This window comes from Streptomyces sp. NPDC018031 (genome assembly GCF_044327625.1).
Classification (GTDB): Bacteria; Actinomycetota; Actinomycetes; order Streptomycetales; family Streptomycetaceae; genus Streptomyces.
The window spans coordinates 375,680-389,330 of record NZ_JBIRFT010000004.1 but is presented as its reverse complement, the minus strand read 5'-3'; the positions used below and the strand labels follow the sequence as shown (position 1 = coordinate 389,330).

The following is a 13,651-nucleotide window of genomic DNA, read 5'->3' as shown; positions in this document are numbered from 1 at the left end:
CGGCCGCAGACGATGAGGTGGGGTAGCGATGAACGCGCCGTACGACGGTGATCGCGGCCATGGCCCGGGCGAAGACCCGGCAGGCCCGGTCCCGCCGCAGCCCGCCCCACCGAACCCGTACGCACCGGAACCGCATCAGCACGACCCGTACCTGGGCGATCCCCGACAGGTCTCCTACGGGCAGCTGCCCTACGTACAGGACCCCTACCTCCAGGACCCGTACGTCACCGGGTCCTTCGAGCCGTACCCCTACCAGGACCCGTACGCCCATGATCCGCTGACCGACGCGCTGTACGACAGGTCCGCGCACCCCCCGGCGCCGGACGCGTACCGGAACGACACCCCGCTCTACCAGCAGCCGCCGGCCTCCCCCTACGGCCCGGACCCGCGGGTGTGGGCCCAGACGCCCGCCCCCGAGCCGGACGGCCCCTCCCGCCATCTGCCCTACGGTGACGATCCGGCCGCCACGCAGTACCTGGGGGTGGACGATCTGGTCGGCCGGGCGCCCGGCGGCCAGCAGCCCCCGGCGCAGCACGACGCCTTCGCGCACCTCTTCCGCGACCAGCAGCCGTACGAGCCGCAGCGCCCCGCGGACCAGGGGCACCAGCAGCCGTACGCTCAGGACCACTACCCGCAGCAGCACTACCAGCAGCAGCAGTACGCCCCGCAGCAGTACGGGGAGCCGCAGTACACCCAGCCCCACCAGCAGCACTACACCGACCAGCAGCAGCACTATCCCGATCAGCAGCAGCACTACACCGATCAGCCGCAGTACCTCGACGAGCACCATCCCCAGCAGCAGTACCCGGCCGAGCCGCCGTCCCAGGCGCCCCGGGCCGCTGCGGCTCCCCAGACGGCGGGCCCGGCCGCGCCTCCGGGCCCGCCCGCAACACCCCCCGCACCTCCCGTGAACAACCCCTCATCGTCCACCGGGCCGGCCAAGCGCTCCCGGGCGGCCAGCGTGCTGCAGTCCAGCGCGCTGATGGCCGCCGGCACCCTCGTCTCCCGGCTCACCGGCTTCGTGCGCCAGATGGTGATCATCGCGGCGGTCGGCGGGGCGGTCCTCGGCGACGCCTACACCGTCGCCTACGCGCTGCCGACGATGGTCTACTTCCTCACCATCGGCGGCGGACTCAACTCGGTCTTCGTCCCCCAGCTGGTCCGGGCGATGAAGGAGGACGACGACGGGGGCGTCGCCTACGCCAACCGGCTGCTCACCCTGACCATGGTGGTCCTGGGCGTTCTGGTGGCGCTGACCTACTTCGCCGCCCCGCTGCTGATCGGACTGCTCTCCCCCGAGCTGTCGAGCGACGAGGCGTCCAACGAGGTCGCGGTCACCTTCGCCCGCTACTGCCTGCCGTGCATCTTCTTCATGGGCCTCCACGTGGTGGTCGGGCAGATCCTCAACGCCCGGGGCCGCTTCGGCGCCATGATGTGGACCCCGGTCCTCAACAACATCGTCATCATCGCCACCTTCGGCCTGTTCATCTACGTCTTCGGCAGCTGGGGCAAGACGAAGATGGACGTCACCACGATCACCCCCGAGGGCATCCGGCTGCTGGGCATCGGCACCCTCCTCGGACTGGCCGTGCAGGCGCTGGCGATGTTCCCGTATCTGCGGGCGTCCGGCTTCCGCTTCCGGCCCCGGTTCGACTGGCGCGGTCACGGCCTGGGCAAGGCCGCGAAGCTCGCCAAGTGGACCGTCCTGTTCGTGCTCGCCAACCAGGCCGGCGCGGTGGTGGTGACCCAGCTCGCCACCTCGGCCGGCGCGGAGGCCGCCAACAAGGGCTTCCCCGGCACCGGCTACATCGGCTACACCAGCGCCCAGCTGATCTGGGGCATGCCCCAGGCGATCATCACGGTGTCGGTGATGGCCGCGCTGCTCCCCCGGATCTCCCGGGCCGCCCACGACGGCGACGCGGGGGCCGTCCGCGACGACATCTCCCAGGGGCTGCGCACCTCCGCCGTCGCCGTGGTCCCGATCGCCTTCGGCTTCGTCGCCCTCGGCACCCCCATGTGCACCCTGCTCTTCGGCGCGTCCGGCACCACGGCCGCCCAGTCCATGGGCTACATCCTGATGGCCTTCGGACTCGGCCTGATCCCGTTCTCGGTGCAGTACGTGATCCTCCGCGGCTTCTACGCCTACGAGGACACCCGCACCCCCTTCTACAACACGGTGATCGTCGCCGCGGTCAACGCCGCCGTCTCCGCGCTCTGCTACCTGGTGCTGCCCGCAAGGTGGGTCGTGGTGGGCATGGCGGCGGCCTACGGCCTCGCCTACGCCGCCGGTGTGGGCATCGCCTGGGCACGGCTGCGGACCCGGCTCGGCGGCGACCTCGACGGACGCCGGGTGGTCCGCACCTACACCCGTCTGGCGGGCGCGAGCATTCCGGCCGCCGTGCTCGGCGGCGCGACCGCCTACTTCATCACCGACGCCGTGGGCAACGGCATCGCGGGCTCGCTCGGCGCCCTGTGCGGCGGCGGCCTGGTACTGATCGGCGTGTTCTACCTCGCCGCCAAACGGATGCGGATCGACGAACTCACCGCCATGGTTGGTATGGTCCGCGGACGTCTCGGCAGGTGAGCAGAGCGCAACCATCATCCGCCATCACGTGTCGTGCATAGCGGCGGACTGCGGGCACAATTGTCTTGGCTCTGAGCCAGGGCGACAGACGGATGGGGAGGCAGGGAGCGACGGTGGCGGAACGGAGCACGGCTGCCGTCGACGTGGCCGATGACGACGGCGACAAGCCGTCGGCCGCCGATGCGGAAAAGGCCACGACCGACGGGGCGGGAACCGAGAAGACGGCCCGCGAGGACACGGACGCGACTCGGAACGAGAGCGCCGCTGCCAAAGCGAGCCCCCCGGAACTGCACAGCGGCCACAAACTGGCCAGACGGTACCGACTCGAGGAGTGCGTCACCCGCCTGGACGGTTTCAGCAGCTGGCGGGCGGTCGACGAGAAGCTGCGCCGGGCGGTGGGCGTCCATGTGCTGCCCGCGGACCATTCCCGCGCCCGGCCGGTGCTCGCGGCGGCCCGCTCGGCCGCGCTGCTCGGTGACCCGCGTTTCGTCCAGGTACTGGACGCGGTCGAGGAGAACGACCTCGTCTACGTGGTCCACGAGTGGCTCCCCGACGCCACCGAGCTCGCCGCCGTGCTGGCCGGCGGGCCGCTGGAGGCACACGAGGCGTACCAGCTGGTGAGCCAGGTCTCCCAGGCGATGGCCGCCGCCCACCGGGAAGGCCTGGCGCACCTGCGTCTCAACCCCGGCTCGGTGCTGCGCACCGAATCCGGCCAGTACCGCATCCGCGGCCTCGCCGTCATGGCCGCGCTCCGCGGTATCTCCGCCGACAAGCCGCAGCGCTCCGACACCGAGGCGATCGGTGCCCTGCTCTACGCCGCGCTCACCCAGCGCTGGCCGTACGAGACCGATGCCTACGGGCTCGCCGGCCTGCCCAAGGGCGTCGGGCTGATCGCGCCCGACCAGGTGCGGGCCGGGGTGCACCGGGGCCTGTCGGATCTGGCGATGCGGGCCCTGGTGAACGACGGGGCCACCGCCTCCCGGCAGGAGCCCCCCTGCACCACTCCGGAGGAGCTGGCCAAGGCGGTCTCCGCCATGCCGCGCATCCGCCCGCCGGAGCCGGCGTTCACCCCACCGGAGGCGTTCCAGCCCGGCGGTTACCGGCCGGGCGCCTACGGGCAGCCCCCGAACCGGCCCGGCCACCCCGGCCCGGTCGCCCCGGCGCCGGTTCCTCCGCCGCCCCCGCTCCAGAGCCGCACCGGGAAAGCGCTCAAGTGGGCGGTCTCCGCCCTGCTCATCGCCGCGCTCGGACTGGGCAGCTGGCAGCTGGCCGACACCCTGCTGAAGGAGGAGTCCCGTTCCGGGGGCTCGGACCACTCCGAGCAGAAGGACAAGGACGACAAGCCCAAGCCGCCGCCGAGCAAGCCGCTCGCGATCGAGGACGCGGCCGAGTACTACCCGGACGGCACGCCGCAGAACGCCGACACCGCCCCGCTCACCCATGACGGCGACACCTCGACGGTCTGGCGCACCAGTGGCTTCCTCGACGGGCCGGAGTTCGCCCCGAGCGTCAAGAAGGGCGTGGGCATCGTCTACGACCTCGGCGAGGAGCGGCGGATCAGCGGCGCCGAGATCGGGCTGCGCTATCCCGGCACCTCCGGCACCTACACCGAGATCGCGCTGTACGCCACGGACTCGCTCAGCCCCTCCGGCTCGTCCGGAGACCCCGTCGGAGGGTTCACCCGGCTGCTCGGCCCCACGAAGACGACCGACACCACCGCCAAACTGAAGGTCACCGGCGAGGAGAAGACGCGGTACGTACTCGTCTGGCTCACCGCGCTGCCGGAATCTCCGCCTGAGCAGTACTACGAGAAGCCCTACAAGCAGGCGATCACCGAAGTGAAGTTCACCGGCTGAGCCGGCCGGGTGGGTGGGAGGGACCGGACGTTGGACGACGGCGCAGTCGCCGAGGCGAGCGACGCCGAGCTTCTCGCGCGCCATGTGGAGGGCGACCCCGACGCCTTCGCCGAGATAGTCCGGCGCCACCGCGACCGGCTCTGGGCGGTGGCGCTCCGCACCCTCGGCGACCGCGAGGAGGCCGCGGACGCGGTCCAGGACGCGCTGGTCTCCGCCTACCGGGCCGCGCACACCTTCCGCGGCCAGTCCGCCGTCACCACCTGGCTCCATCGCATCACTGTCAACGCCTGCCTGGACCGGGCCCGCAAGACCGCCTCCCGCCGCACTTCCCCGGTCGCCGAGACCGAACGGCTGGAGCAGCTCCTCGAACCCCATGAGTCGGCCGCCGCGCCCGCCGAGCGCGGCGATCTGCACCGCCAGCTGATCCAGGCGCTGGGCTCCCTCCCCGCGGAGCAGCGGGCCGCCCTGGTGCTCGTCGACATGCAGGGCTACCCGGTGGCCGAGGCCGCCGAGATGCTCGGTGTGCCCACCGGCACCGTGAAGAGCCGGTGCGCCCGGGGCAGAGCCCGGTTGCAGCCACTTCTGTCACATCTCCACCCCTCGAGAGGGGATAACGGACCACCGGCCGGGGGAAGGAACCGGACGCAGGGGACATCCGTCCCACCGGCGGCAGGACCGAACGACGCAGATGCCGTGAAGGGCGGAGGTGGAAGGGCGTGACATCCACGACCAGCTCGGACGAGCACCCGGAGGTCGCGGAGATCTCGGCACTCGCCGAGGGCCTTCTGCCCCTCGATCGCAGCCGTACACTCCGTCGCCACCTGGACGACTGTCCGTTGTGTGCCGACGTCCGCACCTCCCTCGAGGAGATCCGGTCACTGCTGGGAACCCTCCCCGGTCCGGTCCGGATGCCTGCCGACATCGCGGGCCGGATCGACGCCGCGCTCGCCGCCGAGGCACTCCTGGACGCCACCGCCCCCGGCGGCCCCCGGGCCTTCGGCGCCGGGCCCCTGGACGGGGAGACGGCGGACGCGGCCCCCGGGGACCCCGCCGTTTCACGTGAAACATCGTTCGACACCGTGGAGGCGGACGCGGGGATCGCTGCCGAGCCCGGTGCGGCGAGCCCGCCGGCCGGCCGGTCCGCCGACCGGCCGGCGGGCCGACCGCGTGCGGCCACCGGGCCCGGGCGGAAGACCCCCCGCCGCGGCGGGGGCCGGGAGGGTGCACGCCGCTGGCCCCGGGTACTGCTCGGCACGGCGTGCGCCGCGGCCGTGATCGGCCTGGGCACCTTCCTCGTGCAGTCCTCCGGAGTCGACGACGACTCGCCGGCCTCCGCGCAGCAGGCGGCGGCCGGCGGCACCGACACCAAGCGCTCGCTCGCGGCTTCCGAGCTGGAGGGGCGGGTCCGTTCCCTTCTCGACGACGGGCGGCCGGAGCAGCGGGACAAGACCTTCGGCGAGCCGCCGGCGAGCGGGACGGCCCCGGAGGGGACCACCGGCAGCACCCCGTTGCGGGCCCCGGAAGAGGGACAGGTCCCCTCCTGCGTCCAGGCCGGCACCGGCCGGTCCGAGACCCCCATCGCCGCCGAGCAGAGCGTCTACGACGGCACCGAGGTCTTCATCGTCGTGCTGCCGCACCCCGCCGACAGCTCTCTGGTCGACGCCTTCGTGATCGATGCCTCCTGCACCACCGCGGCCCCGCCGGCAGCCGGCACCCAGTTGCTCACCCGCACCTACTCCCGGGACTGAGCCGCGCCCCGGGCCGGCGTACCGCGCGCCCGGCGACGCCGCGGCGCGCCCGGCCCGGCACGGCCGCCCTCTGACGGCAGGGTTGCCCGGTCCGACGCGGCCCGATCGGGCGCCATCCGGCCGAGCCACGCGCCGGGCGCCGGGCGCCTCGGGAATGCTTGGCCCGTAGGATCCGTTGGGTGGGATGAGCCTCCCCGACCGTCACCGTCAGCAGAGACAAGGAAGACATCAGTGAGCGACGTCCGCAACGTGATCATCATCGGTTCCGGGCCCGCGGGCTACACGGCCGCGCTCTACACGGCCCGCGCCGCCCTGAAGCCCCTGGTCTTCGAGGGCTCCGTGACGGCTGGTGGTGCGCTCATGAACACCACCGACGTGGAGAACTTCCCCGGTTTCCGTGACGGCATCATGGGCCCGGACCTCATGGACAACATGCGGGCCCAGGCCGAGCGCTTCGGTGCCGAGCTCGTCCCGGACGACGTGGTGGCGGTCGACCTCTCCGAGGAGATCAAGACCGTCACCGACTCCGCCGGCACCATCCACCGCGCCAAGGCGGTGATCGTCACCACCGGTTCCCAGCACCGCAAGCTCGGGCTGCCGCGTGAGGACGAGCTCTCCGGCCGCGGTGTCTCCTGGTGCGCCACCTGCGACGGCTTCTTCTTCAAGGACCAGGACATCGCCGTGATCGGCGGCGGCGACACCGCCATGGAGGAGGCGACCTTCCTGTCGCGCTTCGCCAAGTCGGTCACCATCGTGCACCGCCGCGACTCGCTGCGGGCCAGCAAGGCCATGCAGGAGCGGGCCTTCGCCGACCCCAAGATCTCCTTCATCTGGGACAGCGAGGTCGCCGAACTGCACGGCGACGGCAAGCTTTCCGGTCTCACCCTGCGCAACGTGCAGTCGGGGGAGACCTCGAAGCTGGCGGTGACCGGCCTGTTCATCGCGATCGGCCACGACCCTCGCACCGAGCTGTTCAAGGGCCAGCTCGAGCTCGACGACGAGGGCTACCTGAAGGTGGAGGCTCCGTCCACCCGGACCAACATCACCGGTGTCTTCGCCGCGGGTGACGTGGTGGACCACACCTACCGCCAGGCGATCACCGCCGCCGGCACCGGCTGCTCCGCCGCGCTGGACGCCGAGCGGCACCTCGCGGCTCTCGCCGACGGCGAGAGCGCCGCCTGACCACTGCCCTGCCCCCTGCATCATCGGATTAAGGAGACTGCCATGGCCGGTGCCACGGTTACCGTGACGGACGCCGACTTCGAGGAGAAGGTCCTCAAGAGCGACAAGCCGGTGCTCGTCGACTTCTGGGCCGCCTGGTGCGGTCCGTGCCGCCAGATCGCTCCGTCGCTGGAGGCGATCGCGGCCGAGCACGACGAGATCGTGATCGCCAAGCTGAACATCGACGAGAACCCGGCCACCGCCGCCAAGTACGGCGTGATGTCGATCCCCACCCTCAACGTCTACCAGGGTGGCGAGGTGGCCAAGACCATCGTCGGTGCCAAGCCCAAGGCCGCCATCGAGCGGGACCTGGCCGACTTCCTCGCCTGAGACCGGCTGTGGCGAACGCGCGGGGTTCCACGTGAAACCCCCCGGCGATTCCACCTGGAGCGGGCCCGCCCCCATCACGGGGGCGGGCCCGCTCCACGTTCACAGCGGACGGAGAGCCGGTTCCTTCTGGACCGCGCCGAGCAGCCTGTCCAGCGCCAGCTCGACGTCCTCCTTCCAGGAGATCGTGGTGCGCAGCTCCAGCCTCAGCCGCGGATAGCGCGGGTGATGGCGCACGGTCTTGAATCCCACGGCCAGCAGGTGATCGGCGGGCAGTACGCACGCCGGTTCCTTCCAGGTGGCGTCCCCGAAGGCCTCGATCGCCCGGACGCCGCGCCGCAGCAGGTCCTTCGCCACCGTCTGCACCATGACCCGCCCCAGGCCCTGCCCCTGATAGTCGGGCATCAGCCAGGCCGTCATCAACTGCACCGCGTCCGCCGCCACCGGGCTGGTCGGGAACGCCGTGGACCGGGGCACATACGCGGGCGGGGCGTAGAGCACGAAGCCCACCGGCACCTCGTCCACATAGACGACCCGTCCGCAGGACCCCCACTCCAGCAGGACCCCGGAGATCCAGGCTTCCTTCTCCAGCTCCGGGCGCCCGGCCCGCACGGCGGCCTCACCGCTGACCGGGTCGAGTTCCCAGAAGACACACGAACGACAGCGCTTGGGGATGTCCGGAAGGTTGTCCAGCGTGAGCGGTGCGAGTCGGCGCCCCATACAGCCCGTCCCTTACTTCTCTCACCAGCCATGGTGTCGCGGCTGATGCGCCCGATCTGATCGCATGCTAACGGCGCGGAACCCACGCCGATACCGCCACCGGGGAACCATGGAGGAAAGAAAGCGGGTCGTGCTCCGGTACTGCCGGAACATCGACCCGCTCTCGGTCACCAGGTGCGGCTACTCGTCGTTCTCGGCCCGCTCCGCCTCCTCGGAGAGCTTCTGCTCCAGCACGGGCCCCTCCTCGGGTGCCAGCGTGCCGAGGATCCTTTCGAGATCCTCTATCGAGGCGAACTCGACGACGATCTTTCCCTTCTTCTGCCCCAGGTCGACCTTCACCCGGGTTTCGAAGCGGTCGGAGAGCCGCGAGGCGAGGTCGGTCAGCGCCGGCGAGAGACGGGCCCCTGCCCGGGGGCCCTTCGCCTTGGGGGAGCTGCTCGACCGCGAGCCCATCAGGGTCACGATCTCCTCCACCGCACGCACCGAGAGTCCCTCGGCCACGATGCGGTGCGCCAGCCGGTCCTGCTCCTCGGCGTCATCCACCGACAGCAGGGCGCGGGCGTGTCCGGCGGAAAGAACACCGGCCGCCACCCGCCGCTGCACCGAAGGCGAGAGCTTCAGCAGCCGGAGGGTGTTGGAGACCTGCGGGCGGGAACGGCCGATCCGGTCCGCCAGCTCGTCATGGGTGCAGTTGAAGTCCTTCAGCAGCTGGTCGTAGGCGGCCGCCTCTTCCAGCGGGTTCAACTGCGCGCGGTGCAGGTTCTCCAGCAGCGCGTCCAGCAGCAGCTTCTCGTCGTCGGTGGCCCGGACGATCGACGGGATCTTCTCCAGTCCCGCCTCACGGCAGGCGCGCCAGCGACGCTCGCCCATGATGAGCTCGTAGCGCTCGGGCCCCAACTGCCGGACGACCACAGGCTGGAGGAGTCCGACCTCCTGGATGGAGGTGACCAGCTCGGCCAGGGCGTCCTCGTCGAACACCTCCCGCGGCTGACGAGGGTTCGGGGTGATCGCGTCCAGCGGCAACTCGGCGAAGTGCGCCCCGGCAGGCGCCTCCTCCGTGGTCACCGCGGCCGGGGCGGGTACCTCCGGCTCCACCGGCGCCGGCTCTGTTTCACGTGAAACGCCGTGCCCCGGAAGGGCGGCCACCCGGGCGGCCGCTACTCCCCGTTCGGCGGTGAAGACCGGTACCGCGCTGGGCGAGGTCGCTCCTGCCGTCACCGCCGGGCCGGCGGCATCCGCGGACTTGGGCGCTGGGGGAATCAGCGCACCCAGCCCACGACCCAGACCTCTCCGTCGCTCGCTCACTGGATCCCCTCCTGCATGCTGTGCTGGTTGTTCGCGGGCAGCACATGCGCATGCTGACCGTCGTAGTGGACTCCGACCCCGCGGAGCGCGATCTCGCGGGCCGCCTCCAGATAGGAGAGCGAGCCACTGGAGCCCGGGTCGTAGGTGAGGACCGTCTGCCCGTAGCTGGGTGCCTCGGAGATGCGTACCGACCGCGGGATGCTGGTGCGCAGCACCTCGTTGCCGAAGTGGCTGCGCACTTCGTCCGCCACCTGGGAGGCGAGCCGGGTCCGACCGTCGTACATGGTCAGCAGAATGGTGGAGACGTGCAGCTTGGGGTTGAGGTGGCCGCGCACCAGGTCGACGTTGCGCAGCAGCTGACCGAGCCCCTCCAGGGCGTAGTACTCGCACTGGATGGGGATCAGGACCTCCGCCCCCGCGACGAGGGCGTTGACGGTCAGCAGCCCCAGTGAGGGCGGACAGTCGATGAGGATGTAGTCCAGTGGCTGCTCATAGGCCTGGATGGCGCGCTGCAGCCGACTCTCCCGGGCGACCAGCGACACCAGCTCGATCTCCGCACCGGCCAGGTCGATGGTGGCCGGAGCGCAGAACAGCCCCTCCACGTCCGGCACCGGCTGCACGATGTCGGAGAGCGGCTTGCTGTCCACCAGGACGTCGTAGATCGACGGCACCTCGGCATGGTGGTCGATGCCCAGCGCGGTCGAGGCGTTTCCCTGGGGGTCGAGGTCGATCACCAGGACCCGGCCGCCGTGCAGCGCCAGCGAGGCGGCCAGGTTGACCGTGGTGGTGGTCTTCCCGACGCCGCCCTTCTGGTTGGCGACCACGATCACCCGGGTCTGGTCCGGCCGGGGCAGACCCTCCCTGGCCCGGCCCATCGCCTGCACCGCCGCCTGGGCGGCTCTGCCGACGGGGGCGTCGTCCATCGGAGGTGGGGTCTCGGTGTGCCCTTCCTGCCCGTAAGCGGGGGGCATGGCGGGAGAAACGTCCTCCCCCGGCGATTCGGTACGGGGGCCGGGGACCGGATCGGTCATCGGCCCCGCGATGTTGGCGTCGGACCGCAAGGATTCACTCTCCTCGACTTCAGGCTCGCAATGAACAGAGCCTGCCATGCTTTCGGGGTTGTGAACCAGCGAGGCCCGTTCTCCTGTGGATGAATCCACATCCGGACGGGGACGGGGGTCGCGCGGAGCGGCAGCCGCACGACCTCGGCTGATGATTCCATGCAGCAGAGAACGGCGTTTCACGTGAAACACCATGCACGGGGACCCCCGGGCAGCCGCGGCGACACTCCGAAATGCATAGTTTTGACAGCTTGTATGGAGCACTGCCCCGGTTTGATCACCGCACCGAGCCGGCGCGGCCGGCTCCCCGAGGGCCGCCCCCGGCATGGTCAGCGACGGCGGCGCGTACCCTTCCGAGCCGCCTTGGCCCGCTTGGCCGCGAAGCGGACACCGCCCGGGCTCTCCCCGACCTCCACCCGGACCACGGTCGACAGCGGGTCCACGATGCCCTCACCGACGTGCAGGATCGACGTCTCCACCACACCCAGCTTGCTCAGGGCCGCCCGCGACTGCTTCAGCTCCTCCTCCGCGGTGTCCCCCTTGAGCAGCAGCATCTCGCCGTAGGGACGGAGCAGCGGCACGCCCCAGCCCGCGAGCCGGTCCAGCGGGGCGACGGCGCGGGCCGTCACCACATGCACCGGCGGCAGCTTGCCCAGGACCTCTTCCGCCCGGCCGCGCACCACCGTCACATGGTCCAGCCCCAGCAGCTCGACCATCTCCTGGAGGAAGTTCGTACGGCGCAGCAGCGGCTCCAGCAGGGTGATCCGCAGATCCGGGCGGCTCAGTGCCAGCGGAATGCCCGGCAGTCCCGCACCCGACCCGACGTCGCACACGGTGACACCGTCGGGCACCACCTCGGAGAGCACCGCGCAGTTGAGCAGATGCCGCTCCCACAACCGCGGCACCTCCCGGGGACCGATCAGTCCACGGGCGACCCCCACATCAGCCAGCAGCTCGCCGTACCGAACGGCCTCCGGGAAGCGCTCACCGAAAACGTCCTCCGCCACCTCCGGCGCCGGGGGGAGCTCCTCTGCTTCCGTCACGAGAACCGTCCTTCCATACCAAGGCACTCTGCTGATATCAGGCTGACAAGATACGGCCCCGCCTGCGGACAGACGGGGCCGTGGGGTTTTCGTGCACCGGGCCGGCCCGGTGGCACCCGCCCGGGTCAGGCGGGGAGCACTACCACTCGACGGTTGGGCTCCTCGCCCTCGGACTCGCTGCGGAGACCGGCGGCCGCGACCGCGTCGTGGACCACCTTGCGCTCGAAGGGGGTCATCGCCTTGAGCTTCACCGGCTGCCCGCTCTCCTTGGCCTCATCCACGGCCTTGGCGCCCAGCTCGGTGAGCTCCTCCCGCTTGCGGGCCCGGAAACCGGCGATGTCCAGCATCAGCCGGCTGCGGTCACCGGTCTCCCGGTGCACCGCGAGACGGGTCAGCTCCTGGAGTGCCTCCAGCACCTCACCATCGCGTCCCACCAGCTTCTGCAGGTCGCGACTGGTCGAGTCACTGATGATCGACACTGCGGCGCGGTCGGCCTCGACGTCCATATCGATGTCGCCGTCGAGGTCCGCGATATCCAGCAGCCCCTCCAGGTAGTCGGCCGCGATCTCCCCCTCCTGCTCGAGGCGGGTCAGGGTGTCGCCCGCCTCGGCAGCTGGCATGGTGCCTTCCGTCACGGATGGACTCCTTCTTACTTCTTGGACGGGTGCTTGGGCCGCTGCTGGCCCTTGCGCTGCCCGGACTTGGCGTTACGGGAGCCGCCGGCCGACTTACCGCCCTGCGCCCCCTTCTTCTGCGGGCTCTTCTTCTCCAGCGACGGGGAGTCGCCGGTCTTGCTCACATCCGTGGAGCCGGATTCGGCGCGGGACCTGGTCTGCGGCTGGCCCGTGGTCGGACCCGACTGGCGCTGCGACTTGCTCTGGCGCTTGGGCTGCTGGCGGTTGGCGCGCGCGGCCTCGGCGGCCTTCTTCGCCTCGACCTCGGCCGGAGGCTCGGTGATCTTGCCCTTGGCCCGCAGCCGCTCCTGGCGCTTCTGGTAGGCCACGCTGCCCGGGGTGGGGTTCCGGCGGATGATGTACATCTGCTGGCCCATGGTCCACAGGTTGGTGGTCAGCCAGTACAGCAGGACACCGACCGGGAAGTTGATGCCGAAGACGGCGAACATGATCGGGAAGACATACATCAGCACCTTCTGCTGCTGCATGAAGGGCGTCTTCACGGACAGGTCGACGTTCTTGGTCATCAGCTGGCGCTGCGTGAAGAACTGCGAGGCCGACATCAGCACGATCATGGTGATCGTGACGACCCGCACATCGGTGAGCGTGGCCCCGAGAGCCTGGACCTTCTCCTCGCTCGACATGAACTTCACGGCGATGGGGGCACCGAAGATGTGCGCCTCACGGGCGCTGTCCACCAGCGACTGGTCGTCGATGAAGCCGACCTTGTGGCCGTTCGCGATCTTGTTCAGCACCTGGTAGAGCGCGAGGAAGAACGGCGCCTGAGCCAGGATCGGAAGACAGCTGGAGAGCGGGTTGGTGCCCGTCTCCTTGTAGAGCTTCATCATCTCTTCCGACTGGCGCTGCCGGTCGGACTTGTAGCGCTCCTGGATCGCCTTGATCTTCGGCTGGAGCACCTGCATGTTCCGCGTCGCCTTGATCTGCTTCACGAAGAGCGGGATCAGACAGATGCGGATCAGCACCACCAGCGAAGCGATGGACAGACCCCACGCCCAGCCACTGTCCTCGTCGAAGATGAGGCTGTAGAACGAGTGGAACTGGACGATGATCCAGGAAACTGCGTCATAAAGAGGACCGAGGATCGTGTCCAC

Annotated in this window: 12 protein-coding genes; 6 read left to right on the top strand and 6 right to left on the bottom strand. The window is 70.5% G+C overall.

Annotated elements, in window-relative coordinates; all coding sequences use genetic code 11:
- Nucleotides 1-28: 28 nt before the first annotated feature.
- The 6 genes from murJ (at nucleotide 29) to trxA (ending at nucleotide 7,739) form a co-directional block, all read left to right on the top strand.
- On the top strand, nucleotides 29-2,584 hold the full coding sequence (gene murJ, locus ACH4B3_RS13985) for a murein biosynthesis integral membrane protein MurJ (RefSeq protein WP_398463053.1): 2,556 nt from the start codon (nucleotides 29-31) through the stop codon (nucleotides 2,582-2,584).
- Between the two features lie 113 nt (nucleotides 2,585-2,697).
- A complete protein-coding gene (locus tag ACH4B3_RS13980; RefSeq protein ID WP_398463052.1) occupies nucleotides 2,698-4,440 on the top strand; it encodes a protein kinase family protein in 1,743 nt (580 codons plus the stop codon).
- A gap of 30 nt (nucleotides 4,441-4,470) precedes the next feature.
- Nucleotides 4,471-5,160 carry an RNA polymerase sigma factor SigM gene (sigM, locus tag ACH4B3_RS13975; RefSeq protein WP_398463051.1) on the top strand — a complete coding sequence of 230 codons (690 nt, stop codon included), beginning with the start codon at nucleotides 4,471-4,473 and terminating at the stop codon, nucleotides 5,158-5,160.
- A complete protein-coding gene (locus ACH4B3_RS13970) occupies nucleotides 5,157-6,188 on the top strand; it encodes a hypothetical protein (protein ID WP_398463050.1) in 1,032 nt (343 codons plus the stop codon). Before sigM ends, ACH4B3_RS13970 begins: the two co-directional genes overlap by 4 nt.
- Before the next feature lie 231 nt (nucleotides 6,189-6,419).
- Nucleotides 6,420-7,370 (top strand): thioredoxin-disulfide reductase, encoded by a 951-nt coding sequence (gene trxB, locus ACH4B3_RS13965; protein WP_398463049.1) that lies wholly within the window; start codon nucleotides 6,420-6,422, stop codon nucleotides 7,368-7,370.
- Between the two features lie 42 nt (nucleotides 7,371-7,412).
- Nucleotides 7,413-7,739, top strand: a complete 327-nt coding sequence (trxA, locus tag ACH4B3_RS13960; protein ID WP_398463048.1) for a thioredoxin — start codon at nucleotides 7,413-7,415, stop codon at nucleotides 7,737-7,739.
- A 99-nt stretch (nucleotides 7,740-7,838) separates the two neighbouring features.
- Here trxA and ACH4B3_RS13955 read toward each other — a convergent pair whose 3' ends face one another.
- The 6 genes from ACH4B3_RS13955 to yidC form a co-directional block, all read right to left on the bottom strand.
- Nucleotides 7,839-8,456 (bottom strand): GNAT family N-acetyltransferase, encoded by a 618-nt coding sequence (locus ACH4B3_RS13955; protein WP_398463047.1) that lies wholly within the window; start codon nucleotides 8,454-8,456, stop codon nucleotides 7,839-7,841.
- Nucleotides 8,457-8,636: 180 nt separating this feature from the next.
- Complete coding sequence (locus ACH4B3_RS13950; protein WP_398463046.1) at nucleotides 8,637-9,761, bottom strand: ParB/RepB/Spo0J family partition protein; 1,125 nt, start codon at nucleotides 9,759-9,761, stop codon at nucleotides 8,637-8,639.
- A complete protein-coding gene (locus tag ACH4B3_RS13945; RefSeq protein ID WP_398463045.1) occupies nucleotides 9,758-10,870 on the bottom strand; it encodes a ParA family protein in 1,113 nt (370 codons plus the stop codon). Before ACH4B3_RS13945 ends, ACH4B3_RS13950 begins: the two co-directional genes overlap by 4 nt.
- Nucleotides 10,871-11,151: 281 nt before the next feature.
- Nucleotides 11,152-11,865 carry a 16S rRNA (guanine(527)-N(7))-methyltransferase RsmG gene (gene rsmG / locus ACH4B3_RS13940; protein WP_398463044.1) on the bottom strand — a complete coding sequence of 238 codons (714 nt, stop codon included), beginning with the start codon at nucleotides 11,863-11,865 and terminating at the stop codon, nucleotides 11,152-11,154.
- 125 nt (nucleotides 11,866-11,990) lie between these two features.
- Nucleotides 11,991-12,500, bottom strand: a complete 510-nt coding sequence (locus ACH4B3_RS13935; protein ID WP_398463043.1) for a protein jag — start codon at nucleotides 12,498-12,500, stop codon at nucleotides 11,991-11,993.
- A gap of 14 nt (nucleotides 12,501-12,514) precedes the next feature.
- Complete coding sequence (gene yidC, locus ACH4B3_RS13930) at nucleotides 12,515-13,651, bottom strand: membrane protein insertase YidC (protein ID WP_398463042.1); 1,137 nt, start codon at nucleotides 13,649-13,651, stop codon at nucleotides 12,515-12,517.

What these genes read in the sequence shown, in the direction of transcription:
- murJ (WP_398463053.1), top strand. Translation starts at nt 29, where the DNA reads ATGAACGCGCCGTACGACGGTGATCGCGGCCATGGCCCGGGCGAAGAC.
- trxA (WP_398463048.1), top strand. Translation starts at nt 7,413, where the DNA reads ATGGCCGGTGCCACGGTTACCGTGACGGACGCCGACTTCGAGGAGAAG.
- ACH4B3_RS13955 (WP_398463047.1), bottom strand. Translation starts at nt 8,456, where the DNA reads ATGGGGCGCCGACTCGCACCGCTCACGCTGGACAACCTTCCGGACATC.
- ACH4B3_RS13945 (WP_398463045.1), bottom strand. Translation starts at nt 10,870, where the DNA reads ATGGCAGGCTCTGTTCATTGCGAGCCTGAAGTCGAGGAGAGTGAATCC.